Consider the following 25,692-nt stretch of genomic DNA (forward strand, 5'->3'; position numbering starts at 1 on the left):
TGGCTGAAGCGTCTTGCTCACGGCGCCTCACCGACGGCAATGCTGGTGAACAACTCCATCCTCGTTGCTGCACCCGCAGGCGCGCCGACTGTCGCTGCGGAAGCGGGTTCGGTCACTTCAGCGGCGCGGATCGCATCCATCGACTGAATCAGGTAGTCGTACTTCACATCGCGCACCAGCAGCACGGACGCATCCTTCGCGTCCGGATACTCCCGCTTCAGCGTCACTGCCATGTTGGTCAGCGCCTTGAAGTCGTACTCCCCGTCGACCTTGGGAATCGTCGCGATCAGCTGTGTGCCGTTCGTGAGTTCGAAACCCTCGTGACGCACGATGACTTCGAGCCGGAACGCCGGTGGCGTACCGGCACTGGTCGCGTTCTCGCTCGGCAGGTCGAGCTGCAGGATCGTGATGCGCGAGAACACTGCCGTCATCAGCAGGAACGTGACCAGCACCGTGAAGATGTCGATCATCGGCACGAGCAACAGCTCGACGGGCTTGCGCATGCGAGTCTTGTAGCTCGACTGCATGAGCGGTCCGTCATACGCGAACGAACGTGTGTAGTTGGATGGCATGACGGCTCCCTATGCCGCCTTCTGGTCTTTCTGCACCTGCGCCAGTTCGAGGCGCGTCTGCATCCGTGCAGACTGGCGGTCGCCGAGAAGCGTCAGAAACTTCATCGCCGCCGTCTCGAGGCCGCTGATGAGGTCGGCTGTCTTGGTTTGCAGGAACGCGTGGATGAACAGGAACGGAACGGCAACCATCAGGCCGAACGCCGTACAGTTCATCGCCTCCGAGATGCTGGCTGCGAGCAGGTTGGCCTTCTCGGCGGGATTCGCCGAAGCGACGGCGGTGAACGCGTGGATGAGACCGCTCACCGTACCGAGCAGGCCGAGCAGGGTCGCAAGGTTCGCGAACGTGCCGAGGTAGTGCGTGCGCTTCTCGAGCCGCGGAATGAGCTCCATCAGATTCGTGCGCATCGCCTTCTCGACGTCATCGACGCGACGGACCGCGCCTTGGCGCGCCAGGCCGACGGCCATCAACTGCGCGACCGCTGTTTCATCCTTGGCGGTCGCCTCACGCGCCTTGTCGAAATCACCTTCTGTCAGAACGGGCTCGATGGCATTCCAAGCCGCCCGGTTCTTGATGGAAAGCCGCGTCAGCGTCACGTAGCGCTCGACCGCGATGGCGGTCGCGACGGCGCCAACGAGCAGGATCGGGTACATGAATACGCCGCCCCGGACGAAGAAATCCACGATCGAGTAGAAAATGTCCACTGTTGCAGGCCTCTTTGGCTAACGATGAATCAAACGAATTTCACGTCGAGAATGCGCGCTCGCACCGGGCTCACTTCTTCGCGCCGGTCCGGATCTCGTAGTAGCTGAGCTGTCGCATGAAGACTTCCTTGTCGACGGGCTGCCGCCCATCGTCGAGGCTCTTCGCGATACCGAGCGTGTCGCCGAGCTGCGAGCTCTTCCACGGCACGATGACCAGCGCCTTCGGCGCTTCCTGATTGCCCAGGATCGACATGCCGGACAGTTCTTTCGCGCCGGAGTCCGTCGCATTCGCCGCCTTCGGTTTCGGTGCGGGCGTCGCTGCCGGCGCCGGGGTAGTTGCTATCGCCGCGACCGACGCGCTCGCTGTCGGCGGTTCGGCGGCGAGTGCTGAAGCGGCCACAAGCAGTGAACATGCGGGAATGACGAGTTTCTGGAACATGTGCTTCTCCTAGCGCGATGCCCGTGCATCCAGGTCGGCGAGCCACTTCGTGGTCTCGGCGTCGCCAGGCACGGCCTGCCGATACGCTTCGTAGTGCTGCCTCGCGCAGCTCAGGTCGGCGAGGTACACATCGCACAGGATCGCCAAGTTGCGCTGCGCGAAATGAAAGAGCGGGAACAGCTCGAGCGCCTTCTCGTAACTCGCACGCGCCTGGTCGAACTTGCCATCGCGCCGGTAGACCATGCCGAGTTCGTTGTACGCGATTGGGTGCCGCGGATTGAGCTGCACCGCTTTCTTCAGGCTCTCCTCTGCCTTCGTCAGCTCGCCCGCACGGGCGTAACCGATGCCGAGGTCGATGTGCGCAGCTGTCACGTTCGGCGCGCTCTCGATCACCTTGAGCAAGGCAGCAATGCCCTGCTCGTACTGATCCTGCTCGAGCAGGCGAACGGCGCTTTCGTACTCAGCGCGCACGGCGGGACTCACGCGAACGTCCTCCATGATCGTGAAGCCGGTTGCGTCCTGCTGGATGTCGACGCGCAGGGGCTGAACCGCCTTCTCTGTCTGCTTCGGCTTCTCACGCAGCGCGGGCGCCGAGCACGCGGCCAAGCAACAGGCGACCGCAAGCAGCGCGACACGACCCGGCATCGCAAAGCCCGTGTCAGTTTGCGATCGCATTGGCTGCTCCTGTTGCTGCGACGGGTATCGATGACGCCGGAGCAGAAGGCTGTGGCTCTGCGCCTGCGATCTCCGGTGCTGGTGCACCGGGCTGCGGCGCAACGCCGTCGAGCGGCGGCGCGGACGGTGTGCGATAGGCATAGCGGTCGATCGAACCGAGCAAGCCGCTGCTCATCTCCGCCTTTGCATAGCGGACTGGCATGAGCTGGGCCAGCTTCGCCAGGCTCTTCTCGATCCAGGCGTTGTAGATCCCGGAGCGGATGAGCTCGAGATTCTTCTCATGCACGCCGATCGCCTTCTCTTCGAACGGGAATGCGGTGTCCTCGAGTTCCAGCTCGTACTCCTGGAGTTGCGCTGCCTTCATGTTGCGCGGGCGCTCCGATTCCATGAGCGCGCGATTGAAACCGTAGTAGACCTCGGCCATGTAGAACGTCGCCGCTGCCGTCACTTCTCCGACCTGGTAGTCGACGAGCGCGCCGAGCGACTTCATCGTGGCGTCCATGAGCTTCTGCTTCTGTTGCAGGCTCTGTTCGAACGGCTGCACGAGCCGCGCCTGCGCGAACTGCTCATAGGACTTTTCCGCGAGCACGAGCGCCGAGCGGGCCGCGAGCGTGCGTGTTCGGTTGGTTCGCTCTGCACCTGCCGCCGCGTCGATGGCGACGATCTGCTTCAACTGCTCGTGGTAGAGCTGCTCGTTGTGCATTCCCTTGTAGATGTCCGCAATCTTGAAACGCGTTTCCACGCCAAGATCGACCGGCTTTGGGAATTCCTGGACGTAAGCGAGGTAAACCGCGAGAGCGCGGTCGGCACTCTTGGCCTGTTCGTGCAGATCGCCGGCGAGCAGCAGGGCTTCGCCACGCAGCTCCGGCTTGTCCGCCTCCGCAGCGATGCGCTCGTACTCGCTGGCTGCACGCGCCACCTGGCCGCTCTGGCGATACACGAAGGCAATCTGCTTCGTCGATTCGCGCTGCAACTCGTGCTCCGGATACGTCCGCCGGAAAGCCTCGAGCACTTCGGCAGCAGCAGTCCAGTCCTGGAGTCGGATGAGGGCCGCGCCCGCATCGTATTCAGCAGCTGCACGGATTTGCGAAGTTGGCGCCGCTTGCTTGATGCGCAGGAAGTGATCCGCCGCGGCCCGATAGTCCTGTGCCGTGTTCGCCTGCTCTCCCTGCTTGTAGATGGCAGCGGCGAGATTCTCGACCAGCGCCGCACGCTTCTCGTCGTTCCCGGGCACGAGTTCGAGCACGCGCGTGTAGGCGACTTCGGCCTGCGGATACTCGCCGAGCTCGACCGAAGCGTGCGCGGCAACCGTCCATGCCGCACGACGAATCGGCAGGTCCGCCGCGGGATAGCGTTCAAGCAGCTTCTGCGCGGTTGCGAGCGCTGGACGCAGGTCCTTGAGTTCATACAGGTCGTCGGCGGCGGCGCCGAGAACGTTCGGTGCGTGCTCGTGCGCCGGGAACGTGTCCGCGAACTTCAGCGAGCTCGCGATCGTGTCGCGCTTGATCTGCGGCTGGCGCTCCTCGGTCGCACCCTTCAGGTTCTCACGATGCGCAAAGATCGCCGCATAGCCGGCCGCAGCCGCCTTGTCGTGGATGGCGTAGTCATAGGCCGTACGCTCGTACTCGCGGGCCGCCTCGCCAAAGTTCTTCTCTTCGAGGAGCAGGTCTGCGAGCTGGTAGTTGATTGGCGGTGACTCGGCATCCTTCGGGAACGAAACGAGGAACTCGCGGTACCACTGCGACGCTTCACGGAAGTTCGCCGGCTTCTCCGCGCGCAGGTCTTCGCGCTGGTACTGCGCGTGGTAGTGGTTGGCGAGATCCTTCAGGTTGCTCTTGAGGTAACTGAGCACTTCAGGCGACTCGCCGATCTCGAAGTGCCGCCAGTACTGCCCCTGCAGCCCGTAGGTCTTCGCGAAGTCCTTCTTCGAATCGAGCACGAGCTTCTGGAAACCGCCCTTCGTGTAGATCTCGATCACCCGCATGCCGAAGTGCGGCGAGCTGCGATGGAATGGATAGAGACCGACGAACGACCTGTATGCATTCGCTGCGTCGTGGTAGCGCAGCTTGGTGAGATAGAACTCACCGAGGTTGCTGTAGATGCGGTCTTCGTACGTGCGGCTGCCCTTCGAGCCGAAGTATTCGCCGACGATCTCAGGACCACCGAGATTCGAGAAGCTCAGGCTGATGACCCGGAACGTGTCGGAAATGCGCCGCTCGTCGCCCTCTTCGTTCGTCGCATCGAAGTCGTAGCCGATGGACACCTTGTGGTCGAGCAGCGCGATGTAGCGGTCGAGCGCCTCGTCGTAGAACTCCTGCTTGTAGAGCGTCCAGCCGAGCTTGTAGAGCGCAAGCTCGTAGTACTCCGAGCGTGGGCCGAGTGCGATGATCGACGCATACGCGGGCTCCGCTTCGCGGAACTTGCGACGCGTGAAGAAGTATTCGGCGCGCCTGAACTGCACCTCATCGAGGTATCTCGACCCGGGATATGCAGCGATCATCCGTTGCATGGTTTCCATGGCCTCTTCGGTGCGCCCCAGCTCGTCGTAGGCGCGCGATTTCTGGTACAGCACCTTGTCGTTGTGCTCGTAGTTCGGATACTCGGCGAGCAGCTGGTCATAGAGCGCGATCGCCTCGAGCGGTCCGGACGCAGATTCCCCGGCCGCGCCGCTGGGCGTGCTCACGCTGAACCCCTGTTCGCTCGCTGCAACCGGCGTCTGCTGCGTCGCGCGGCGCTCGAAGTCATTCTGCGATTCCGACAGGTCGGCGATTCCAGCGGCCTGCGGGCGGGCGCTGTCTGTCGTACTGAGCGCCATGCGCTCGGGCGGCTGGGCTTGTACCGGCTTGGCCTGTGCCTGCCTGGCCGGCGCCGACTGGCGCCTTGCGCCAGCGGTGGAGGTCACTGGCGCGCCCACTGCAACGGCACTCGCATTCGTCGTGGGCTCGGGTGCTTCCATCTCGACCCACTTGCCGTCGCCAAGGATGCCGAACTGCTTCTCGACTTTGAGATCGGCGAGACGCCGCATCGCCTCGGGCGTAAGCGCAGTCTTCGGTGTTTCCTGCAGGTAGCGCTTGTAGCCTTCCATCGCCTTGTCGAGTCCCTGCTCGACTCGCACGTCTGCAGTGTCCGCTGCCACCTTGCGCAGTTCGGCGAGCGTCTGCCGATCTGGCGCAGGCGCGCAGCCGACCGCAAGGACAGGCGGGAGCATCAACGCAATGCGCAGTGGACGCTTCATTGCTGCACTCCCTCATCCGCCTGCGCACGAGTGGCCCTGTCGTAGCTGTCCGCAACCGCGTACCGCGCCTGGCTCTCGTACGACTCCAGCCGATCGCGGCGCAGGCCCAGCTCGGTGATCGCCACGATCTCGAGTACGTTCCCCTGGCGCGCCATGACGCGCGCAACCCGGGCCAGCTCATCATCGACACGGCGGCGCAGTCGGGTGATCGCGGTGTCGTAGCCCGTGTAGCCATGCACCGCCGCCTGGCGGGCGCGGACGAATGACTGGTACTGCGTCGTCATGCGCGCGATGTCGGCGTTCAGCTCCTCAAGATGCCGGTAGGCTGCGGTGAAACGCTCGTGATACTGCGTGCGCAGGTTCCACGTCAGCACGCCGTTCAGGCGTTCGGCGCGCTGCTGCAGCGCCTCGATGGCGGGCCCTTCCTGTGTCTTCAGCGCTGACTCGATCGCGTTGAGACGCTCGCGCACGATGCGCTCGTCCGCGGTCGCGAGGTAGTCCGGCCGCGGCATCGTCAGCATCCCTTGCAGCCGCTTCTCGATGTTCGTGCGCTGCTCCTGGCGCAGGCGGATCTGCGAGTCGAGTTCACGGAACTTCGCGTCGACTTCCGGAAGCAGTGGCTCGTAGTTGGCGCGGCGCTTCGCGATGACGTCCTCGAATGCAGCGAAACTGCCTTGCCAGGTTTCGAGCTTCCTGCGGACATCTTCGAGATCCAGGTAGTTCTGGAGTGCCGTCTGAAAATCGTGCGACGCCATGAGCGCCGTGAGGTAGTAGGTCTCCGGTGAATCCGGCAGATCGCGCAGGCGGATGACCCAGTCCTTGTCCTGCCTGATCTCTTCGCGCACGAGCGCCTTGAGGAACTTGCCGTCGCGAATGCTCTCGATCGATGCGTCGACGCGCTCGCGTTCATTGCGAAAGGTTTCGAGCGCGCGGCCGTACATGAGCGCCGAGCGGCCATGCACGTTCAGCTTGCCGTACGCATACGGCAGCGCCAGCAGCGCTTCCTGAACGGCGCCATCGGTTACATCACGATCAACCAGCACGCTCCACGGCACCACCGCCCGGTCGTACTGCTCTGCCGACATCGCAGCCCAGCCCGCGCGCAGCAGCGCCTGGTTCGAGTACGGCCCATCGAGTCGCACGCGATCGAACGAGAGCTGCGCACGATCGAAATCATTCGATTCGAACAACAGGTCCCCGAGAATCAGGTTGGATTTGTCCCTGATCGCCTTCGAGGCGTCGTCCCTGACTTTGACCTGGCCTGCGCGATTGAGTTGGTCGACCGCATCCTGCGAGCGCTTGTCCTGCAGCAGCGCGATACCGAGGTTGTACTCGGCAAAACCCGTCAGACCGTCAGCACCCTGCAGCGTCTTCAGCACGCCAACCGCATCGCCCGGGCGACCGCTGGCGAGGTAGACGTTGGCGCGCAGGAATTCGATCTCGTCCTCTATCCCAGCCGGGATGCGGCCGCTTATACGGTCGAGCGCACGTAGTGCTTCGTCGAGCTGGTCCTTCTGGAAATGGATTCGTGCGAGACGGAACGCCGCCTCGTTGCGGATCGCTTCGTCGACATTGCTCTCGAGCACGGCCTTGATGGCGCGACCAGCGCGATGGTGCATCCGGTAGTTGAGCTCGAAATCGCCGACGGAGAACTCCGCTTCGCCGATGTGGAAGTGCAGCGTGTCCAGCTCCGGCTCGTCGAGGTCATGATGCTGCCCGAGCTCTGCATCGAGGCGCTCGAGCGCTTCCAGGTACTGCCCCTGATGCGCGTAGTACAGCGCCTCGCCGAAGTGCAGGTCCTTCAGGTCGCCACCACGCGCTGCGCCTGCGACAGCAAGCAACGCTGCCACTGCCACACCGACATTGGTCTTGATCGTGCGCATCGTTTACCAATCCGAGACGGCGATGGACTTGCCCGAAGCCGGTCCGGCGAGCGTGATGCCGAGCAGCTTCGGCTCGATGCCCTTGTCCAGCGCGAAGCTCTGCGTCTGCGCGTAGTCTTTGCCGCCGTCGAGCTTGCCGATCACGGAGACGTCGAGCCGGTGCGAACCAGTCGGCAGGTTGCCCGTGTAGATTCGCTGGACACCGCCCTTCTGCAGCGCCTCGAGCTCTTTGAAGCTGTAGATGTAGTGGGCGGCCAGCTTGCCGTCGATCTGGATCTGGACCGCATCGACCCGCAGCGAATCGTCCTTGGCAAGCGCGATGAACAATGCGACGTGCGTGTTCGAGGGATACAGGAGCTTCTCTTCGAGACGTCGCAGCTCCGCATCGATGCTGAGCACGTCGGACTTGATCTCCTGCACCTGCTCATCGAGGCCCTTCATCTGCGCGCGATAGCTGTCGTCAGCGCAGCTCACGGAAAACCAGAGCGCACCGAGGGTGCTGAACGACAAGGTCCAGGAAATCTTTCGCATGTTGGTCGTCCGTTGAGTGACGGAAAAGATTCGGCTCAGTGAGAGCCAGGGATACCGCGCCAGGAGGTAGAGGCCGATGCGCATCCGCCATGGATGGGGCCGGCATGCGTGGCTGCCAGCGCCCACAGAGTGGGCTCGGCCACTGGGTTCGGCGTCATTGCCGTTGCAGCAAGTGCGCCGTGTGTCGAACACCGCACCGGCGTGCGTGTGTTCGCAATCATGCTCCGTCGAGTCATCAGCCACCTCCATTCACAGGGCACGCTTGCGCGTGGGATCGAGGTAGCCCGACTTCGAGTCGGACGTCGATTCCGGCGGTCCCGCTATCGTGGAGTGCCCGAGTCGAGCAGCTCGTTAGACCGGAGACTTTGCGTCGCCACCTTTCGATGGCTTTGCCCTTGTCGCTAAATCGAGGCGGACTTTGCTCGCAAGATCAGCCAGGAAGTTGTGAATCACGTCTCACAATTGCGGCGAAGATGTGGGGTGCGTCGCATTTTTTCTCGACCATTTTCCATAATTGACTCGCGGCGTCAGGAATCTCCCGAGGCGTTGACACGGCAACACACCGAAGACGGACTCTGCTTGTTCGCACAGGCTTCTCCGGTTTATGTATAGAGCCGAACTGCTTATGTCATGCCGACGTCCCCCCACTTTTCAGTAGCACGGTGATTAGAGTCCGACCCCAAGTGAGGAGGTTGGACGTGAAGAAGAAGCGATACACCGAGGAGCAGATCATCGGGTTCCTGCGGGCGGCCTCTCTCGCACACGCTCAGGTCGTCATCGGCAGGTGCTGGATATTTCCACCCTCCCGATCCGTTTCCACCCTCTGTTTCGTCCTTGGTGCGTCCCTAGTAAATGGATCACCCCCATGCCCAGAAAACCTGTCGTCCTCATCAATGTCCTGAAGGTCGAACCGAAGAAGCAGGAAGCGCTGATCGCGCTCTTGAAGCAAAACATCGACACAGTGGTCCGCAACCTCGACGGCTGGAAAACGAGCCGACTGATCGTCGCCGCAGACGGCGCGACAGTCGTCATCTGCTCCGAGTGGGAGACACCCGCCGCCTTCGAGGCGATGCGTGACGACCCGCGCATGAAAGCCTGTTTCCCCAAGATCCTGGAATTGGCGAGCGTCGACTCGATTGTGGGCGCGACTGTGCTAAGCGAAAGCCCGTGAGGACGGGCCAGACAAGTGAGCTTCCCTCACTCGAGCAGCAACTGGAGAATCACGATGGCTCGAATGGTAGTAATTTACCGCACGCCGAAGGACGTCGAAGCATTCGACCGACACTATTTCGACGTACACATACCGCTCGCCAAGAAACTTCCGGGTCTCAGGAAATACGAAATCAGTTACGGCCCTGTCGCAGTACTCGCCGGATCGACCGACGTCTATTTGATAGGGACGGTGCATTTCGACGACCTTGCGGCGATGAAAAGAGCATTCGAAAGCCCGGAAGGACAAGCAGCCGCAGCGGACCGTCAAGTCTATGCGCCCAACGACACGGGCGTTCAAATGTTCCTTTTTGAGGACCGGGAAGTTTGAACCCCGTCCACCTTCGATCGCCTCGGTGGGCGAGAGCGGCAAATGACGGCGAAACGGCCGGCTGCGGCTGACGCGGGTCGGAAAGACCGTAATACGAACGAAGAAGGATCGACGATGTCCATATCCAAAGCAGCTTTTGTCCTGGTCCACGGTGGTTGGCACAATCATTCGACGTGGGACAAGGTCGTACCCATGCTTGAAGCTCAGGGCTTCGCGGCTTTAACGATCGACCTTCCCGGCGCCGGGTTAAATGCAATCGCGCCAAAGTCGCTCAACCTTCGCCCATTCGACCCCGCTGTGTTCGCCGCCGAGCGGTCACCCGTCGCAGGCGTTACGCAGGAGGAACGGACGCAAGCGGTAGTCTCTTTGGTAAGAGAAGCTGCGTCGCTCGGCGACGGCAAAGTCATCCTGGTCGGTCACTCGGCCGGCGGGCTGACGATTTCAGCCGTCGCCGAGCAAGTTCCAGAGCTGCTCTTCGCTGTCGTGTATCTTAGTGGGTTCATGCTGCCGAACGGCATGCAGGTGTTCGAGATGCTCCAGCACGAGACCATGTCTTCGTCTCTAGGGCCCGGGCTGTTCGTGGGCAACCCCGCCGCCACCGGCGCGACGAGGATCAACACTGGATCATCCGACGACGCTTACAGATCGCGGCTCAAAGCCACGTTTTACGGCGACGTGTCGGAGTCGGATTTCGCGCTGGCAACGTCGCAACTTCATTGCGATGAACCGGTCGGCGCCGTAACTCCATCGGCAATCACGCCTGGAAGATTCGGCGCGGTGCCGCGCCACTACATCCGCTGCACACAGGATCGCGCGATTCCGTTGGCCGGCCAGGATCACATGATTGCGACGGTTGACGGCGCCATCGGCGGCAAGACAACTATCCACACATTGGAAAGCAGCCACTCGCCATTTCTGTCACAACCGGCCGCCCTGTCGAAAATTCTCATTGGAATTTCGGCGACTGACGATCGCCGTCGCTCTGCTGGTCTCGACACATGAACACAGACGAATTCGAGAATCGTCTGAAAGCATTCCGGCCACGCCTTCACCGCTACTGCGCACGCATGACAGGCTCGGCGGTCGACGGCGAGGATGTGTTGCAGGACGCACTGGTCAAGGCCCTGCGCGCGCAGGCCGACGGCACAAAGGTGGACAACTTCGAGGGTTGGCTGCTTCGAATCGCCCATCATGCGAGCCTCGACTTCCTGCGCGGCAAGTCCCGGAACCCGATCGTTCCGCTTACTGCAGACACCGAAGCGGCACCAATACCCGAGGCTGACATTGTCGCGGTCGGCGTTCAGACATTCCTGCAGCTACCTGAACTTCAGCGCTGCGCGGTGATCCTCAAGGATGTGCTGGGCCATTCGGTGGACGAGATCGCGAGCATCGCCGAATGCACGCCTGCCGCCGCCAAATCAGCGCTTCAACGCGGTCGCGTAGCACTGCGGCAACTCGCGCAGGCCTCCGATGACCCGCGGCTGCCGCTGATGTCCGATGTGGCCCGCAAGAAGATTGCGGACTATGTTCATCTGTTTCAGGTCGGCGATTTCGATGCGATTCGCGCCATGCTTGCCGATGACGTGAAGCTTGATCTGGTCAACCGGCTCCAGCTCGAAGGCCGCGACAAGATTGGCCACTATTTCACGCGCTATGCGGAAGTGAAGAAGTGGCGGTTCTCCTTCGGTGCGATTGAAGGGAAACCGGCAATGTTGGTCTTCGACAGTACCGGCCCGATGGAACGACCTGCGCATTTTGTCCTGATCGACTGGCGGTCAGACCAGATCATCGCGATCCGCGATTTCCTGTTCGCTCCTTATGCGCTCGAAGCCGTAGATTGGGTGCGGTTGGGCTAAACGGTGGTGGGCGAGTTATGAGCGACCACCCCGCAGACATCCCGAGAAAAATGGAGATCACCCATACCCACCCCGGGGCGTTCAACGGTAGTTCCTTCCGCATTCATATCGTGTATCTCTCATGCCGCGCTAGTGTCTGACACGCCTACTCCAGTGGCTTTCCAAAAGACGGATTGCAGTCTCTCTTGGAAAGATGACGTCTTTGAATGAACCGCCCGCCCGACATGGGGTTTCCGCCAGCCTGTTTTCCACGAACTCCAGATCCGCTTCGCCCCATTCCCGCTCTGGCAAGTAGTAAGGAATCGCTTTGGCGAAGTCGACCATCTGACCGGTTACCGAACGATCAACGGTCTTTCCGATACGCACAAGGGTCGAAGCCTGGACTTCCGAGACCAGTGCTGCTGCCTCAATTCCTAGGCGTTGAATACGCCCTTCAACTAGCACCGCCAAGCGCTGCGGCAATTCCTTGACATCTCTCGCGGCCGCAACAATGGCGAGGCGCGAAGCCGAACTTACAAGCAGCAACAACGGCCGCCGGTCGATCACGATGCGATTGACGTACCAATCTCCGAGTGCTGCCGAGGAAGCCGCAGGATCGCCAGCGATATCTGGCAGCAACCTCAGCACCTTCTGCGTCGCTCGTAGTACGACCATTCTTCCTCTCAGTTCGAAGCCCAACGCCATTGCTCACGCGCGTGCGTCTTCGCACGCGTGGAGCAATTTGTTGGGCCACCTTCATTTGGCAGCCGCCCCCCCCCCCGGAGAACCAGGCTGCGATAGATCGTTTCGTGGGATACGCGCATCGTCTCATCATCGGGATACGCAACCTTTAGCCAGCCACTGATCTGCTGCGGCGACCAGTCTATCAACAACTTATGCACCACCCGCTGGCGTAGCACTTCGTGACCGGCCTGCAAGACCGCCACCGCGTTGCCTTCGTGAATGGCGCCATCCGTCAGCCCGACCAGCATTTCAAGGCCGTCTTCCAGCGCCGGCAATGCGTCCAGGTCGAGTTCCAGATACGGTGTATGGCATAACCTTCACCTCAGAAGACTTTGCGCATGTACGCGACCATGGGGTCGACATCCTCGTCCGGTATTTTCGGAAGCGGAAAGCCGCGAACTTCGTTGATGAAGGCGAAGAACCGCTGATAGTGCCGAACCACATCCTCCAGCGACTGCGCCCTGTGATCATGGAAATACGGCGCGGTATCGTTGATGCCGCGCAACTGCGGGATGTCAAAGCGGTTGAAGACCTGATTGCCACCAACCGTCTCCAGTGCGTGAACGTCAGTGAGTACCGTGCCAGGGTCGCTTGAAAGGAGCTGCACACTGCCACCTGCCGGAAGGTCAATCGTGAAGCGCTGAGTCGGCAGATCGAACCCGATGCCATGGATCTCACTCGTCATTCCGCTCGGCAACGGATTTGACACACCGACGTTGATGGAGACGGGATTGGTGGTGCCATCGAATGGCGGAAAGATTCGGTTCTCCAGGTTCTTCACTTGCGCAGCACCTCCATGGCACTTCCCACAAAAGAGTTCGAATTTTTCCTTGCCCTGCTTCTCGAGTGCCGTGAGAGGTGGATCCACCTCCGGCGCTGCGAGACCCTCCACAAGGGCGGCAGCCACTCGCCGTGCGCCCGCATTGGCGAACAGCTGGCGCTCGAAGTAAGCAATGCTTTCCAAAAACTCTGGGGTCGGCTCGACGCTTGATTGCATGTGAGCCTTGAGCGCTGCCCTCGCCTGCTCCTCAAGCGTCGCAATGGTGCGATCCTGTTGGTACGGCGCTGTGAACTGGAGTCCGCTCAACGCAGGTACGGCCCGTGAAACGGTGACATGCGTGGCGTTCGGCGCATCGGTCAAGCGAACACGCGGCGGCAGCGGAACACGTACTTTGATGAGCGCTCGCGTTCGCAGCAGCGTGTAGTCGTCCTTCCCATCATCCGCGTCGATGTTGCGAAACAGCGGATCATCAGCACGAGGGTCAGTGCGAGGTGCCTCCTGCAATCGACGCCAGCGTGCTTCAACGGTATGCGGTGAGAGCGAGTACCCGTCATTGGGATTGTGGCACGTCGCGCACGACCTGCCGTTCCCTCCTGGAAACGGCGCAAAGAAATTTGTCGCGCCGGTGGTAGCCCTGCGTTTATCTTCAGCGGTGCTGCCGAACTCACCGCGCTCGATCGCCGCGATGATCGGCGGCAGCAGTGCGAATTCCGATAACCGAGACGTGGACATCGCGTTCGACGCGACCTGGTGATTGAGCATCGCGTCAGTGGCTTGCCCACACAGCGAGACAGCGAGCAGCGATACTGCAAGCAGGCCTTGCGTGCTGAAGTTTCTGAGTCTCACCGCCCGAGCGTTGCAGTGAAACTCGCGTGCGCCTACAGCGTCCGGTCATGCGTTGGCCACACCTTCGGACGGGGCAGTTTCCTATCTAAAGCAGGTGGCAGCCAGTTGACGCTTCCCCGCACGGAGCCGAGCGCGAGAACGCTCAGCGCTCGCGATACTGGCCGCTCGTTACGGGCTCGAGCCACCTGACCGTACTTCCCGCCGACGTTTCGGAAGCCGCCACGTGGGTCATGGCCTGTGTCGGCTTAGCTCCATGCCAATGCTTGACGCCTGGAGCGGTCCATACGACATCTCCTTTCTTGACCGCGCGAACCGGTTCTCCCTCAGCTTGCACCCAGCCCTCCCCGTCGGTCACCACCAGAAGCTGACCAATCGGGTGGACGTGCCAATGCGTGCGGGCGCCTGGCTGGAAGGTGACGGTCGCGCCACCGATGCGCGAGTCGCCGGTACCCTTGAACGAGGATGCAAGGGAAACCTCCCCTGTGAAATTGCTCACAGGAGCAGCGCGGGGCTCGGTGTTCGGTTCGAACACGGAGAGCCGGGGCGCATCGCCTGTCTTCCCGGTAGGTCGGCTACCGAAGACTTTGCCTGCGACCTCAACCGCGGTTGTGGCCTTGGGCAGACCTGCGTAGAAAGCAAGATGAGTGAGTGCCTCGTCGATCTGGATGGTAGACAGGCCATTGTCCAGGCCACGGCGAATTTGGAGCTCAAGCGCTGCGTCATCGCCATTCGCAGCCAGCGCAGCGATCGTGACGAGGCTGCGATCACGTGGGCTCAGATCGGGACTCCGCCATAGATCCGCGACCACTACGTCATTGATGAGTTGAGTGAGCTTTGCAGCACCGGAGACGCGCTCGCGTTCACCGCTGGGCGTTGCATGTACCTTGCGTGGCGGCTCCGGTGCCGCGATCTCAATCTTCCGCTCCCCGAATACTTCCTCCACCACATTGAGCGCTGACACTGCGTTGGGCCACCCCGAGTAGAAGGCAAGGTGCGTGACGACTGCGGCAACCTCGGTATGTTTGACGCCATTGGTGAGTGCACGATTCAGATGTCCCTTGAGCTGGGCCGTCTTGCCTGTCGAGATGAGAACGGACACGGTGACGAGACTTCGGTCCCGGGGCGCCAGCTCCGGCCGCAACCACACGTCACCGAACAAGACATCGTCCGTGTAGTTGGCAAGCGCCGGCGCAATCGCCTGCATGTTCTTGGGCGCAACAGAAGGACGCTCCTGTGCTTCCGCTACTGCGCTCGCGAGGATTGCGGCGACGGCTGTCGCAGTCATGAGTTTCATCGACAAATCTCCCACGATCACATCCAGGTTGAATGCCCTATCGCTATTGCCTCGCGCCTTGCTTGCCGGCGCGCTCACTGAGCCACTGCAGAATCAGATCCGCAATCTGCAGGCTGTTCCTGTCCTGCATGATCATGTGCGTGTTGCCACGGATGCCGCGATCCGCCGGGTCCAGCATCTGAGCGTCACCGCCAGCGGTCTTGAGTCGCTCGATGAGTTTCTGGCATTCCTCGAATCGCGCCTGCCATGTCGGCAGCGTCGGAAGCCCGGTCGGATTGGTCCGATGATCGCCAAAGACGACGAGGACCGGCACTGTTGCCAATGCCTTGACCTGATCATCTGTGTAGTTCGCCGGACATGTCCCGGGCTCCACGAGCACCAGCGCCTTGGTAACTTTCGGATCGAGGAGCGCCGCGGCCAGCGGGAACGAGCCCGACTGCGAGTGACCCACGAGGACCGCACCGTTCAGCTGTGTGGCGAGAGACGAAAGCGCTTTGATCGTCGGTGTCGGCGTTGGTAGCCCGCGGTTGAGGTCGGGTACCGCCTGCTTCGACAGTTCGTCAAGGGCTGCAACAGGAAATTGGTTGTCGTCGAACGCGACGCCAGGCTTCGGACCAAAGCGAAAATTCGTCCACACGTTCTCATCGCTGAAGCGAAACAGTTCCGGTTGGCTGGCAGGCGTGGCGGCGCCTGCACGCACATTATTGAAGGGCCCCTGGTTGAAGCCTGATCGCCCACGCCCGACCTGATCCGGTATGTAGACCGGATAGCCTTTGCGCACGAAGTACTCATCCCACCCCATGCGACCGTCCGGCGTGGTCTCCCACGTCTTGCCTGTCAGCGTGGCTCCGTGGACGAGCACCATCGGAAGATTGCCGCCCTGCTGCGGCACCATATAGCGCACATACATCTGATTGACGGTGATGTGTCCGCCGGGACCCAGGTTGCCGAGTTCGCCCTTCGTTTGTTCGACCTTCTCGCCGCCCACAAAGAAGCTGCCTTGTGCCTTCAGCACCAATGGCGTGCTGGAAGTCTGGAGCTCGCCCAAGCTCTGCGCCTGAGGCGACTTGACCGGCGAAACACAAGCCGCGACCAGGATGCCTGCGGTAATGAGGACCCTGTGTGCCGAAAAATGCGATCTGATACTCATGCGGTCACACCCCGGGAGGCGCTCATTGAGGTTATCGACCGGAGCACTATAGGACTCCCCGCACTAAACGATAAGGTGCTCTAATCGGCATGCAGTCATAAGGTGGACTAATCAATGCCGATTGAAAACTTCAACGACCTGGCATCGTTCGCCTCCGTGGCCAAGGAGCGCAGCTTTACGAAGGCCGCCGCAAAGTTGGGCGTTTCACAGTCGGCCTTGAGTCAGACGATTCGTGCGCTGGAAACACGTCTCGGGCTGCGCCTGCTGACAAGAACGACGCGCAGCGTTGCGCCGACGGAAGCGGGCGAAAGGCTGCTGAGCGCCATAGCGCCGCGCTTCGATGAAATCGAATCTGCATTGGCGTCGTTGAACGAACTGCGGGAAAAGCCTGCCGGCACCATCCGCATCACTGCCGGTGAGCACGCCGCGCTGACTGTCCTCCAGCCGGCGCTCGGAAAGTTTCTGCCGCAGTACCCGGATATCAAAGTCGAGATCATCGTCGACTATGGACTCACCGACATCGTGGCCGAGCGCTACGACGCGGGTGTGCGATTGGGCGAGCAGGTTGCCAAGAACATGATTGCAGTCCGCATCGGACCCGATATGCGCATGGCGGTCGTCGGTGCACCTTCGTACTTCGAGCGCCATGACATCCCCATGTCCCCTCAGGACCTGACGACACACAACTGCATCAACATGCGCCTGCCGACGTACGGCGGTCTCTTCCCCTGGGATCTTGAGAAGAATGGACGCGAGGTCAATGTTCGCGTTGAAGGGCAGCTGATCTTCAACAATTCGGCTCTGCGAGTCGTCTCGGCACTCCAGGGCCTCGGGCTCGCCTACATGCCCGAGGATCTCGCGCTTTCCCACATCACCAAGGGGAAGCTCATTCGAGTGCTCGAGGATTGGTGCCCGCCCTTCGCTGGATACCACCTCTACTATCCGAGCCGACGTCACCTGTCGGCGGCATTTGCATTGCTTGTTGACGCTCTGCGGTTTCGTGGGCGCTGATGTCCAAGAGCCGAGCAATGCCAGTTCGGCAATGCCGCGGATGGTTTGCGGCAAACACTCCCGCAACCTCCTGGATAAACGGACGAACGATCCCCGCGAAACTGGGGCGTATGACCGTGAGACGCCATCGAGGCTGCGGTGGCCGAGATTGCTAACGCCGGGCAGGCTCGTATCTACCTGCTTGGCTGAGAGCGCGCTCGCCGAGAGTTCCAGCACATGGCGCTCATACTCATGAGTGCGACCACCAGGATCCGTCAATTGAAAGTGCGGATTGCAGATATAGCTGCGAGGTGCGCTGCTCTCCTATGACCGTGACCAGGTAACGCCACTCTCCACGCACTTTTATCTGCCTCGGGCGGTACGCGCAACTAACATTTGTCGCGGGCTTTCGCGGCTCGAACGCCAACTCCTCCCGCGTACTCAACAAGCGTTCCTCTCCTTGCATACGCAGCAGCGCCGAACACCTCGGCGGACAATTCGTGCGTCGGAGTCCGGCGCTGGTGCGATCACTACTGGAACTGCGGCAGCAGAACGCTGTCGATCACGTAGATCAATCCATTGTCCGCCACGATCACGCGGCCCTGTACCTGCGCGTTGTTGATGCTCAGGCTGAAGCGGTCACGATCTCCATATACAACCTGCCCCTGAACGGTCTTCAGTTTCCACGGAATGAACGAATACCGAAGGTCCTTGCGGCCGGCAGTGACGTGATACGTAAGAACCGACGTCAAGGCCGCGGGATCAGCCAATAGGAAGTTCAGAATCCCCTCCGGGATTTTTGCGAATGCGCTGTTGGTCGGCGCAAACACTGTGAATGGCCCTGGTCCCTGCAGCGTCGAAACCAAATCGGCTGCCTGCAGCGCGGCGACCAGCGTTGAGAAGTCCGGATTCGAGACTGCGACATCGACGATCGTTCCATGGACCCGGGTGAGTCTTGTGAACTCGGGCCGCGGACTGTGCTCCTCGGCTTGGGCTGCGGTGAGGCACAGGATGGTGGACAGAAACACTGCGAGCAGCGAGCGATTGGCAAATGGCATGGCCGTCTCCTGTCGGGACAAGTAATAGAGAATTCTCGCGTCGAGCGAGCGCCTCCCCGCAGACTGTTCGCTGAGAAGTGCTGACTGGATTCAGGCTGGCGGCTTTTTGCCGAAGACAGGGCTCGTCCCCGCCGGTCGCGAAAGGATCAGCGCCGCACGTACCGCAGGCGGCGCTTCTCGGTCACAAGCGATTCCAGCGCGAGCCAGTCGCCTGCCTGTGAGTACCAGAGATCGATCTGCAGCGGCGGCGCGGTCTTGTCGGTACCGGTCAGCCGGTAGCGATTGGCAGCCACGCCATTCAGCTCTTCGGGACCGACGAACTGAACGTCCACGGTCAGGTACTCGCCGGTCTGCGGATTGAGCAGACGATCGGCTTCCAGAAACCCAGGATTCCAGTACGCAAAGGTCTGGACGCACGTCGCGGCGATACTCGTGGCATCGCCGCTTGCGGTGCTCGTGACGACGAACGCGGAGTCATGACGGTTCCCTGTCACCCTCAGCTTCTTGCCATTGTTATCAGTAGTCGCGTCCACGCGTTCGAGACACTTACCTTCCCACAGTTCGCGGGCACTGTGGCGGTAGCGGTACGCGTTGATAAACAGAAAGCGGATGTCGAACGATGCATCGCTGCGGATCTCGCGCACCGAATCGGTCTGGTGCATTTCGAATCGGTGCTCGCCGATGCGCTTGTCATCGAGGAAGACATCGAATTGCCACTCGCGCGTCGCGGCATGGGTCGGTGAGGGATCGAGCACGGCTGCCAGCACGAAGGCGACCGCTAGTGCGGTTGGTGTTTGCCGACTGAGATCGGTAACCGTCGACCCAGCCTGCTGTGGTTGCAGCCATCTGCGCGCGGCCACCGCCAGCGTGGCGAGACTGACAGCCCACGCGACGCCGATACCGGTCAGCGCAGGCCACTCCGGGATGACGGTCAAAGCGCCGAGCTTTGCGCCGCCCCAATAGGCAAGCGGTCCGCCGACCGCGCCGACGAGCGCCGCGGCCCATATCTGCTGAGTCACCCAGCGCATCGAGTGTCCCAGCGTGGTAGCAAACGCCATCCACAACGCCAGCATCCATAGAGGTTGCCCGCCCGGCAGCGCCGCGGCGGGTGCGAAAGAGATGCAACCGGCAAGCAGTAGCACGCTGTCAGTGACAAAGCCGACGACTGCAGCAACTCCGATAAGCAGGAGATCGACTCTTGCGCCACGGACGAGAACGAGGTGCGTGCAGATCGCAATGACTGCGGCCAGTACACCGATCCAGGCTGCGCCGCGAGCCGCACTCAGCACGCAGGCGAACCAGACGATCTGATAGGCGACGAAATTCCAAACGGTGCGCAGCACGCAATCACGTCCGCTGCGGTACCTTGGCGAAGCGGCTGACTTCATAGCCCTGCTCGCCCAGGCGCCTGAGGATCTGGTCGTAGGTTGCATCGGGCAGCATCTTGTCGCGCGCCAGTACCCAGCCATAGTTGCGCGAAGGATGACCGATAACCGCCCAGCGGTATTGTTCATCGAGATCAATGACAAGGTACTGCACGCTGATCAGACCGAAAAAGCGCACGCTCCAGCGGGCATTGGTCGTGGCGTCTTCGACTTTGGCCAGCGCCGACACCTTGCGCTCGAAGGGTGCGTCGGGTGAGCCGCGGCGACAGCTGAACCAATTGTCGATGCGGCCATCGGGGCGCAGGGCGTAACTTTCGACGGAGTCGAAGCAATTGCGCTCGGCGAAGTACGGAATGTTGGCAATCACGTACCAATCGCCCATGTACCGTGCGAGATCGACCTGCTTGACGGTGCGCAGCGGCTGCGACGGCGGGCTGTTGGCGCAAGCTGAGAGGAACATGGCGGCAACTAGAACGAGTGTGGTGGACTTCATGCTTGACCTTTGCGAAAGAGGTAATGCGATACGCCCCACTCAGTTCCATCTCGGTAGCCCCACAGCTCGGCGCACGCCATGAAAAACACGCGCCAGTAGTTCCACCAGCGTACCGCGTGGTGTGGTCCGTAGGTCGCGGCGAGAATCGGCGCGATGCGCCCGCGAGCATTGTCCATGTTTCGCAGCCACGCCTCGGCCGTTTTCTGGTAGTGCCGCCCATCCAATCGCCAATGCCGCTCGAGCCGCAAGTGCTCTTGGAAGTACAGCAGGGTGTCGTCGCTCGGCATGATGCCACCGGTGAAGAAGTGCCTGGCCATCCAGTCTGAATCGTCCCGCACGATGAATGGATAAGCGAACGAACGATGCGTGAAGATGTGCACGAAGAGGGTTCCGTCCGGATCGAGCCATCCGCAAATGCGCCTCAGCAATTCGCGATAGTTGCGCATGTGTTCGAACATCTCCACCGACACAACGCGATCGAAGTGCTGCCCGACGGGAAACTCCAGGCGGTTCACGTCGCAGGTGATGACTTCGATGTTGGCAAGGCGCCGCTCCCTGGCGCGCGACAGGATGAATTCACGCTGGCTGCGGGAATTGGATACGGCAACAAGCCGGCTGGAAGGAAAGCGCGCGGCCATGTGCAGCGTCAGAGAGCCCCAACCGCACCCCAGTTCCAGAATGCGGTCCCCATCCGCGAGTTCCGCACGCTGCACGGTGAGATCGAGCATGACCTGTTCGGCCTCGTCGAGGGTCGCTACACCGGGCTTGAAGCAGGCGCTTGAGTACTTGAGGTGCGGACCCAGCACGGCCTCGAAGAAGGCCGGCGGAACTTCGTAGTGCTGGTCGTTGGCCGCGTCAGCATGAGTGGCGATCGGACTGTGTCGCAATGTCTCCAGAAAGCTCATCAGGTGAGCCTGCTGCGCTTCCGGGTTACCGAGATCCTCATTGGCCAGCCGTTGCGCCAGAAGGCGTCGGATGCCGTGCCGGACCAGGAAGTCAGGCACGAGCCCTCTTTCGACCAGCGACATCGCTACCGTCATGACGTCCCTCGCTTCTTCAAACCCACCAACTGACTCGACTGAGGCGTTGCGCACCGAATGGAGAGCAGCTTCTTCGACTATTCGTCGGCACGGCGAATTCGGATTCACATGAATCCGGAACGTAACGTCGTACGAATAGTCGTACATGATCTCTTCCACCTCAGCGCCGCGTGGCGCACTCAGCTACACGGCGCGACTGCGCCGATGGTTCGACGCCACACCCGATGCGTCGGAGACCGGGGCTTCATGGCGTGACGATCCCATTGACTGGCTGCGGGTGGTGCCATTCGCCCTGATGCATGTCGCCTGCCTGGCGGTGGTATTCGTGGGCGCAAGCGCGATCGCTGTAACCGTGGCCGTCACCCTCTACTGGATCCGGATGTTCGCGGTGACGGCGTTCTACCACCGCTACTTTTCGCATCGATCGTTCAAGACATCGCGCGCGGCGCAGTTTGCGTTCGCAGTGCTCGGCGCCTCTGCGGTGCAGCGCGGCCCGCTGTGGTGGGCAGCCCATCACCGCCATCATCACGCGCACTCGGATCGCCCTGAGGATCCGCACTCGCCCGCCCAACATGGATTCTGGCGCGCCCACATGGGCTGGTTCCTGACGCGCAAAGGATTCTCTGCGGACCTGCACCGCGTGCGCGATCTGTCGCGATTCCCGGAGCTGCGCTGGCTCGACCGGTTCGATGTGCTAGTCCCCGTTGCACTTGCGGTTTTGCTCTTCGGGTTCGGCATCGCCCTCGAGCGTTGGGTTCCGGGGCTCGGTACCTCCGGCTCGCAGATGCTGGTGTGGGGATTTTTCATCTCAACAGTTGCCTGCTACCACGGCACGTACACCATCAACTCTCTGTGTCATCGCTTCGGACGCAAGCGCTATGAGACACACGACGACAGCCGAAACAACGCATGGCTGGCGCTGCTCACGCTGGGCGAGGGATGGCACAACAATCATCACCACTATCCCGCATCGGCGCGGCAGGGCTTCTATTGGTGGGAGGTCGATCTCACCTACTACGCACTCAAGGGGCTGGCACAGGTTGGCCTGATCTGGGACCTGAAGACCGTCCCAGTAGAGATCCGCGAGGATGTTTCACGCCGCCTGCGGAGAGTGCCATGAGGATCGCCATTGTCGGCGCAGGTGTCGCAGGCCTGACAGCAGCCTACAGGTTGCATCGCGATCACGAAATCGTTGTGTTCGAAGCCAACGACTACGCCGGCGGGCACACGGCGACTGTGGACGTCGAGCACCATGGGCAGCACTGGGCCATCGACACGGGCTTCATCGTGTTCAATGACTGGACCTATCCCCGCTTCATCGCGCTGCTCGAGGAACTCGGCGTCGCCTCGCAACCTTCGAACATGAGCTTCTCGGTGCGCTGCGAGCGCAGCGGCTTCGAGTACAACGGCACCTCGTTGAACACGCTGTTCGCGCAGCGTTCGAATGCCTTCCGGCCCGCGTTCCTGCGCATGCTTCTGGAGATCCTGCGATTCAACCGGGCTGCACGAACGGGCACGCTCGACGACTCCACGACGTTGCGCGAATACCTGGATGCCGGACGCTACTCGCACGACTTTCGCGATCGCTATCTCGTGCCGATGGGCCGCGCAGTCTGGTCGGCGACGGAAAGCGCCCTGCTCGGTTTTCCGGCCCGGTTCTTCATCGATTTCTTCCATCGCCACGGCTTCCTCAGCATCGACGAACGTCCTGTCTGGCGTGCCGTGCGCGGCGGCTCGCGCACATATGTAGAGCGACTCGTAAAACTCTTCACCGTGCGCATGAATACGCCCGTCGCCGGTGTGCGTCGCGATGCGGATGTCGTGTGGGTGCGCACGCGCCGAGGCGACATCGAGCGCTTCGACCAGGTCATCCTCGCCTGTCACAGCGATCAGGCGCTGGCTTTGCTGGAGGCACCGACGGATGCGGAGCGCAGGCTTCTCGGTGCCTTCGCGTATCAACGCAACGAAGTCGTGCTGCACACCGATGCAAGCCTGCTGCCTCGACGACCGCTGGCGCGCGCCGCCTGGAACTATCACATCCTGGCCCAGCCGCAGGCAGCGGCCGCAGTGACGTATGACATGAACGTGCTGCAGTCTTTGAGTGCAGCGGACCGTTTCATGGTGACACTCAACCACAGTGCCGCCATCGACCCCGCATCAATCCTGCGCACCTTCACGTACCACCACCCGGTCTACACACTGCAGGCCGTTGATGCGCAACGCCGCCTGGGCGAGATCAGCGGCCAGCAACGCACGTTCTACTGTGGCGCCTACTGGGCCAGCGGCTTTCACGAGGACGCTGTAGTAAGCGGTGAACGTGCTGCGGCTGACTTGATGGCCGCTGCGGCACGACCAATCGACACCGCGAAGCAGGTGCTCGCGTGAACAGTTGCCTTTACGTGGGCTCGGTGCGTCATCGGCGCTTCGCTCCGCGCCCCAACCGGTTTCACTACCGATTGTTCATGGCCTTCATCGACCTCGCCGAGCTGCCTCACGCGTTCGATAGCTTGTGGCTATGGTCAGCGCGTCATGCCGCCCCCGCGCGATTCCGTCGTGCCGACTACTACGGCGACCCGTCGCGTCCGCTCGATGTGTGCGTGCGCGAACTGGTCGAACAGCATGTAGGCGTGCGGCCGGAGGGCCCCATTCGCCTGCTCACGCATCTGCGCTACTTCGGCCACAACTTCAATCCCGTGAGCTTCTATTACGTCTATGACGCGAGCGGTGCTCGCGTTGACTACGTGGTCGCCGAGATCACCAACACACCCTGGAGGCAACGCCATACCTACGTCTTGCCCACCGACGCCGGCGAACGGCGTGTCGCAGGTCATGGTGGCGACGTGTGGCGCTGGCAATTCGACAAGGACTTTCACGTGTCACCGTTCCTGCCCATGGACATGCATTACGACTGGCGTTTCTGTGCGCCAGCGGAAGCGTTGTACGTCCACATGCAGACGCGCCACGCGGGTCAGCTGATGCTGGATGCGACGCTGAACCTGAGGCGCCGTGCGCTCACGCGCACCTCTGCGCTTGGTGCATTGCTGCGCTTTCCGCTCATGACTCTGAAAGTGTCCGCGCTCATCTACTGGCAGGCGCTCAAGCTGGCCCTACGTCGCACGCCGTTCTTCGCCCATCCTGGGAGTCTATCTCGATGAACTCAGAGGTTCGATCGGTTGCCATTGACGACGAGGGTCGGTCTGAACGCGGCAGCGCAGTCGTGATGCTGGCCCGCCGGCTAGTGCTCGCCAAGCTCGCCCGGATCCAGCACGGCGATGTCACGCTAATCGAGCCGGACGGGACGACGCACCGATTTGGCCAGTGCGATGACGAGTGCAAACTGCCCGTGACGATCCACTCAGACGATCCAGAACTGTTCGTGGATATTGCCTTCGGCGGCACCGTTGGCGCCGGTGAGGCCTACATGAAAGGCCGCTGGCGTTGCGACGATCTCGTGGCGCTGATCCGCCTCTTCATTCGCAATCGCGACGTCCTGACAGATGTCGACGGCGGCTGGTCTTGGTTGAGCCGGCCGTTGCTCGCGGCCTTCCACCACCTGCGGCGCAACACCAGGGCTGGCAGCTTACGCAACATTGCCGCGCACTACGATCTCGGCAACGATCTCTACAAACTCATGCTCGATGAGACCATGGCGTACTCCTGCGGCATCTTTCGTACGCCCGACAGTACGCTGTACGAGGCTTCGGTCGAGAAATTCGACGCCGCGTGCCGCAAGCTGCAGCTCGGGCCAAACGATCGCGTGCTCGAGATCGGCTGCGGGTGGGGTGGCTTTGCGCTGCATGCGGTCACACGCTACGGATGCCATGTGACTGCAACGACCATCTCTCGTCAGCAGTACGATCTGGCGCGACAGCGCATCGACGCGGCGGGAGTATCCGACCGTGTCACTCTGCTGCTGAGCGACTACCGTGACCTGCAGGGTCAGTTCGACAAGATCGTGTCGATCGAGATGATCGAGGCAGTCGGTGCCAATTACCTCGATACTTACACGGCCACATGCTCGCGCCTGCTGAAGCCGGACGGCGCGATGCTGCTGCAGGCGATCACGCTGCGGGACCAACTTTACCGGTCCGCGCTGCGCTCGGTCGATTTCATCCAGCGCTATATCTTTCCGGGCAGCTTCATCCCCTCGATCACGGCCATCCTGCAATCATTCGCCGCGCAGACCGATATGAAGGCGGTACACCTCGAAGACATTGGCCCACACTATGCAACGACATTGCGTCGCTGGCGGCAAGGGTTCACGGGTAACCTGAGCCAGGTGCGTCAGCTCGGCTATCCGGACACCTTCATCCGGATGTGGGAGTTTTATCTGTGCTATTGCGAGGGTGGCTTCCTGGAACGACAGCTCGGCGACGTTCAGATTCTCTTTGCCAAGCCCGGTTGTCGGTTACCTGTCGGGGCCTGACATGTCGTGAACACCAGCCAGCGTCTCAGGCGCGCTATACTCCCGATCCTGTACAAGGAGAACAAAGGGGATT

At 61.5% G+C, this 25,692-nt stretch carries 26 protein-coding genes and 1 riboswitch; of the genes, 10 read left to right on the forward strand and 16 right to left on the reverse strand.

The window, feature by feature from the left end; genetic code table 11:
• Window positions 1–17 precede the first annotated feature (17 nt).
• The 7 genes from HNQ60_RS06200 to HNQ60_RS06230 all read right to left on the reverse strand — a co-directional run bounded on the left by HNQ60_RS06200 (window position 18) and on the right by HNQ60_RS06230 (window position 8,037).
• Window positions 18–572 carry an ExbD/TolR family protein gene (locus HNQ60_RS06200; RefSeq protein WP_184330099.1) on the reverse strand — a complete coding sequence of 185 codons (555 nt, stop codon included), beginning with the start codon at window positions 570–572 and terminating at the stop codon, window positions 18–20.
• Between the two features lie 9 nt (window positions 573–581).
• Window positions 582–1,274 carry a MotA/TolQ/ExbB proton channel family protein gene (locus tag HNQ60_RS06205; RefSeq protein ID WP_221304035.1) on the reverse strand — a complete coding sequence of 231 codons (693 nt, stop codon included), beginning with the start codon at window positions 1,272–1,274 and terminating at the stop codon, window positions 582–584.
• Window positions 1,275–1,344: 70 nt separating this feature from the next.
• Entirely contained in the window at window positions 1,345–1,713 is a 369-nt protein-coding gene (locus HNQ60_RS06210; RefSeq protein WP_184330100.1) for a hypothetical protein, read from the reverse strand.
• 9 nt (window positions 1,714–1,722) lie between these two features.
• The gene (locus tag HNQ60_RS06215; RefSeq protein ID WP_184330101.1) at window positions 1,723–2,388 is read right to left on the reverse strand and encodes a tetratricopeptide repeat protein; all 666 of its coding nucleotides are present in this window, start codon (window positions 2,386–2,388) and stop codon (window positions 1,723–1,725) included.
• The gene (locus tag HNQ60_RS06220) at window positions 2,372–5,623 is read right to left on the reverse strand and encodes a tetratricopeptide repeat protein (protein ID WP_184330102.1); all 3,252 of its coding nucleotides are present in this window, start codon (window positions 5,621–5,623) and stop codon (window positions 2,372–2,374) included. Before HNQ60_RS06220 ends, HNQ60_RS06215 begins: the two co-directional genes overlap by 17 nt.
• Entirely contained in the window at window positions 5,620–7,506 is a 1,887-nt protein-coding gene (locus tag HNQ60_RS06225) for a tetratricopeptide repeat protein (RefSeq protein WP_184330103.1), read from the reverse strand. Before HNQ60_RS06225 ends, HNQ60_RS06220 begins: the two co-directional genes overlap by 4 nt.
• A gap of 3 nt (window positions 7,507–7,509) precedes the next feature.
• The gene (locus tag HNQ60_RS06230) at window positions 7,510–8,037 is read right to left on the reverse strand and encodes a hypothetical protein (protein ID WP_184330104.1); all 528 of its coding nucleotides are present in this window, start codon (window positions 8,035–8,037) and stop codon (window positions 7,510–7,512) included.
• A gap of 307 nt (window positions 8,038–8,344) precedes the next feature.
• Window positions 8,345–8,441: riboswitch (cyclic di-GMP riboswitch) on the reverse strand.
• A 461-nt stretch (window positions 8,442–8,902) separates the two neighbouring features.
• Between HNQ60_RS06230 and HNQ60_RS06235 the strand changes: the two genes are divergently transcribed.
• The 4 genes from HNQ60_RS06235 (at window position 8,903) to HNQ60_RS06250 (ending at window position 11,433) form a co-directional block, all read left to right on the forward strand.
• Window positions 8,903–9,208: a putative quinol monooxygenase gene (locus tag HNQ60_RS06235; RefSeq protein ID WP_184330105.1), complete on the forward strand. Its 306-nt coding sequence runs from the start codon at window positions 8,903–8,905 to the stop codon at window positions 9,206–9,208.
• A gap of 54 nt (window positions 9,209–9,262) precedes the next feature.
• Window positions 9,263–9,577, forward strand: coding sequence for an EthD family reductase (locus HNQ60_RS06240; protein ID WP_184330106.1), 315 nt, complete (start codon window positions 9,263–9,265; stop codon window positions 9,575–9,577).
• Window positions 9,578–9,691: 114 nt separating this feature from the next.
• Window positions 9,692–10,579 (forward strand): alpha/beta fold hydrolase, encoded by an 888-nt coding sequence (locus tag HNQ60_RS06245; RefSeq protein WP_184330107.1) that lies wholly within the window; start codon window positions 9,692–9,694, stop codon window positions 10,577–10,579.
• Window positions 10,576–11,433 (forward strand): sigma-70 family RNA polymerase sigma factor, encoded by an 858-nt coding sequence (locus tag HNQ60_RS06250; protein WP_184330108.1) that lies wholly within the window; start codon window positions 10,576–10,578, stop codon window positions 11,431–11,433. The genes HNQ60_RS06245 and HNQ60_RS06250 overlap by 4 nt, the downstream gene beginning before the upstream one ends.
• A gap of 129 nt (window positions 11,434–11,562) precedes the next feature.
• Here the strand turns inward: HNQ60_RS06250 and HNQ60_RS06255 are convergent, their stop codons facing one another.
• Genes HNQ60_RS06255 through HNQ60_RS06265 form a run of 3 tightly spaced genes read right to left on the reverse strand, consistent with a single transcriptional unit; the run spans window position 11,563 to window position 13,297 of the window.
• Entirely contained in the window at window positions 11,563–12,087 is a 525-nt protein-coding gene (locus HNQ60_RS06255) for a DUF6933 domain-containing protein (RefSeq protein ID WP_184330109.1), read from the reverse strand.
• 8 nt (window positions 12,088–12,095) lie between these two features.
• Window positions 12,096–12,431: a hypothetical protein gene (locus HNQ60_RS06260; protein ID WP_184330110.1), complete on the reverse strand. Its 336-nt coding sequence runs from the start codon at window positions 12,429–12,431 to the stop codon at window positions 12,096–12,098.
• Window positions 12,432–12,478: 47 nt separating this feature from the next.
• Complete coding sequence (locus HNQ60_RS06265) at window positions 12,479–13,297, reverse strand: hypothetical protein (protein WP_184330111.1); 819 nt, start codon at window positions 13,295–13,297, stop codon at window positions 12,479–12,481.
• A 193-nt stretch (window positions 13,298–13,490) separates the two neighbouring features.
• Between HNQ60_RS06265 and HNQ60_RS06270 the strand changes: the two genes are divergently transcribed.
• A complete protein-coding gene (locus tag HNQ60_RS06270; RefSeq protein WP_184330112.1) occupies window positions 13,491–13,691 on the forward strand; it encodes a hypothetical protein in 201 nt (66 codons plus the stop codon).
• Between the two features lie 234 nt (window positions 13,692–13,925).
• On the opposite strand, the gene HNQ60_RS06275 is transcribed toward HNQ60_RS06270, so the two are convergent.
• Both HNQ60_RS06275 and HNQ60_RS06280 read right to left on the reverse strand, forming a co-directional pair.
• A complete protein-coding gene (locus tag HNQ60_RS06275) occupies window positions 13,926–15,077 on the reverse strand; it encodes a (R)-mandelonitrile lyase (RefSeq protein ID WP_184330113.1) in 1,152 nt (383 codons plus the stop codon).
• Window positions 15,078–15,120: 43 nt separating this feature from the next.
• Complete coding sequence (locus HNQ60_RS06280; protein ID WP_184330114.1) at window positions 15,121–16,227, reverse strand: alpha/beta fold hydrolase; 1,107 nt, start codon at window positions 16,225–16,227, stop codon at window positions 15,121–15,123.
• A gap of 114 nt (window positions 16,228–16,341) precedes the next feature.
• Here HNQ60_RS06280 and HNQ60_RS06285 point away from each other — a divergent pair, with 114 nt between their 5' ends.
• Window positions 16,342–17,238, forward strand: coding sequence for a LysR family transcriptional regulator (locus HNQ60_RS06285; protein ID WP_184330115.1), 897 nt, complete (start codon window positions 16,342–16,344; stop codon window positions 17,236–17,238).
• Window positions 17,239–17,747: 509 nt separating this feature from the next.
• Here HNQ60_RS06285 and HNQ60_RS06290 read toward each other — a convergent pair.
• The 4 genes from HNQ60_RS06290 to HNQ60_RS06305 all read right to left on the reverse strand — a co-directional run bounded on the left by HNQ60_RS06290 (window position 17,748) and on the right by HNQ60_RS06305 (window position 21,193).
• Window positions 17,748–18,275: a fasciclin domain-containing protein gene (locus HNQ60_RS06290; protein ID WP_184330116.1), complete on the reverse strand. Its 528-nt coding sequence runs from the start codon at window positions 18,273–18,275 to the stop codon at window positions 17,748–17,750.
• A 146-nt stretch (window positions 18,276–18,421) separates the two neighbouring features.
• Window positions 18,422–19,618, reverse strand: a complete 1,197-nt coding sequence (locus HNQ60_RS06295) for a DUF6134 family protein (protein ID WP_184330117.1) — start codon at window positions 19,616–19,618, stop codon at window positions 18,422–18,424.
• A gap of 4 nt (window positions 19,619–19,622) precedes the next feature.
• Complete coding sequence (locus HNQ60_RS06300) at window positions 19,623–20,153, reverse strand: lipocalin family protein (RefSeq protein ID WP_184330118.1); 531 nt, start codon at window positions 20,151–20,153, stop codon at window positions 19,623–19,625.
• The gene (locus tag HNQ60_RS06305) at window positions 20,150–21,193 is read right to left on the reverse strand and encodes an SAM-dependent methyltransferase (protein ID WP_221304036.1); all 1,044 of its coding nucleotides are present in this window, start codon (window positions 21,191–21,193) and stop codon (window positions 20,150–20,152) included. The genes HNQ60_RS06300 and HNQ60_RS06305 overlap by 4 nt, the downstream gene beginning before the upstream one ends.
• Window positions 21,194–21,338: 145 nt before the next feature.
• Here HNQ60_RS06305 and HNQ60_RS06310 point away from each other — a divergent pair, with 145 nt between their 5' ends.
• From HNQ60_RS06310 to HNQ60_RS06325, 4 genes are read left to right on the forward strand one after another with little or no spacing between them, the layout of a single operon-like run.
• Window positions 21,339–22,313 (forward strand): acyl-CoA desaturase, encoded by a 975-nt coding sequence (locus HNQ60_RS06310; protein ID WP_184330119.1) that lies wholly within the window; start codon window positions 21,339–21,341, stop codon window positions 22,311–22,313.
• Window positions 22,310–23,578 (forward strand): NAD(P)/FAD-dependent oxidoreductase, encoded by a 1,269-nt coding sequence (locus HNQ60_RS06315; RefSeq protein WP_184330120.1) that lies wholly within the window; start codon window positions 22,310–22,312, stop codon window positions 23,576–23,578. Before HNQ60_RS06310 ends, HNQ60_RS06315 begins: the two co-directional genes overlap by 4 nt.
• Entirely contained in the window at window positions 23,575–24,348 is a 774-nt protein-coding gene (locus HNQ60_RS06320; protein WP_184330121.1) for a DUF1365 domain-containing protein, read from the forward strand. The genes HNQ60_RS06315 and HNQ60_RS06320 overlap by 4 nt, the downstream gene beginning before the upstream one ends.
• Window positions 24,345–25,619 (forward strand): SAM-dependent methyltransferase, encoded by a 1,275-nt coding sequence (locus HNQ60_RS06325; RefSeq protein ID WP_221304037.1) that lies wholly within the window; start codon window positions 24,345–24,347, stop codon window positions 25,617–25,619. The genes HNQ60_RS06320 and HNQ60_RS06325 overlap by 4 nt, the downstream gene beginning before the upstream one ends.
• Window positions 25,620–25,692: the final 73 nt, after the last annotated feature.

The organism is Povalibacter uvarum, assembly GCF_014202975.1.
GTDB classification, from domain to species: Bacteria; Pseudomonadota; Gammaproteobacteria; order Steroidobacterales; family Steroidobacteraceae; genus Steroidobacter; species Steroidobacter uvarum.

Coding starts and splice junctions, on each gene's coding strand:
- HNQ60_RS06235 (WP_184330105.1), top strand. CDS start 8,903: ATGCCCAGAAAACCTGTCGTCCTCATCAATGTCCTGAAGGTCGAACCG.
- HNQ60_RS06240 (WP_184330106.1), top strand. CDS start 9,263: ATGGCTCGAATGGTAGTAATTTACCGCACGCCGAAGGACGTCGAAGCA.
- HNQ60_RS06215 (WP_184330101.1), bottom strand. CDS start 2,388: ATGCGATCGCAAACTGACACGGGCTTTGCGATGCCGGGTCGTGTCGCG.
- HNQ60_RS06220 (WP_184330102.1), bottom strand. CDS start 5,623: ATGAAGCGTCCACTGCGCATTGCGTTGATGCTCCCGCCTGTCCTTGCG.
- HNQ60_RS06200 (WP_184330099.1), bottom strand. CDS start 572: ATGCCATCCAACTACACACGTTCGTTCGCGTATGACGGACCGCTCATG.
- HNQ60_RS06250 (WP_184330108.1), top strand. CDS start 10,576: ATGAACACAGACGAATTCGAGAATCGTCTGAAAGCATTCCGGCCACGC.
- HNQ60_RS06255 (WP_184330109.1), bottom strand. CDS start 12,087: ATGGTCGTACTACGAGCGACGCAGAAGGTGCTGAGGTTGCTGCCAGAT.
- HNQ60_RS06280 (WP_184330114.1), bottom strand. CDS start 16,227: ATGAGTATCAGATCGCATTTTTCGGCACACAGGGTCCTCATTACCGCA.
- HNQ60_RS06315 (WP_184330120.1), top strand. CDS start 22,310: ATGAGGATCGCCATTGTCGGCGCAGGTGTCGCAGGCCTGACAGCAGCC.
- HNQ60_RS06290 (WP_184330116.1), bottom strand. CDS start 18,275: ATGCCATTTGCCAATCGCTCGCTGCTCGCAGTGTTTCTGTCCACCATC.
- HNQ60_RS06245 (WP_184330107.1), top strand. CDS start 9,692: ATGTCCATATCCAAAGCAGCTTTTGTCCTGGTCCACGGTGGTTGGCAC.
- HNQ60_RS06230 (WP_184330104.1), bottom strand. CDS start 8,037: ATGCGAAAGATTTCCTGGACCTTGTCGTTCAGCACCCTCGGTGCGCTC.
- HNQ60_RS06300 (WP_184330118.1), bottom strand. CDS start 20,153: ATGAAGTCCACCACACTCGTTCTAGTTGCCGCCATGTTCCTCTCAGCT.
- HNQ60_RS06275 (WP_184330113.1), bottom strand. CDS start 15,077: ATGAAACTCATGACTGCGACAGCCGTCGCCGCAATCCTCGCGAGCGCA.
- HNQ60_RS06285 (WP_184330115.1), top strand. CDS start 16,342: ATGCCGATTGAAAACTTCAACGACCTGGCATCGTTCGCCTCCGTGGCC.
- HNQ60_RS06325 (WP_221304037.1), top strand. CDS start 24,345: ATGAACTCAGAGGTTCGATCGGTTGCCATTGACGACGAGGGTCGGTCT.
- HNQ60_RS06305 (WP_221304036.1), bottom strand. CDS start 21,193: ATGACGGTAGCGATGTCGCTGGTCGAAAGAGGGCTCGTGCCTGACTTC.
- HNQ60_RS06210 (WP_184330100.1), bottom strand. CDS start 1,713: ATGTTCCAGAAACTCGTCATTCCCGCATGTTCACTGCTTGTGGCCGCT.
- HNQ60_RS06225 (WP_184330103.1), bottom strand. CDS start 7,506: ATGCGCACGATCAAGACCAATGTCGGTGTGGCAGTGGCAGCGTTGCTT.
- HNQ60_RS06310 (WP_184330119.1), top strand. CDS start 21,339: ATGATCTCTTCCACCTCAGCGCCGCGTGGCGCACTCAGCTACACGGCG.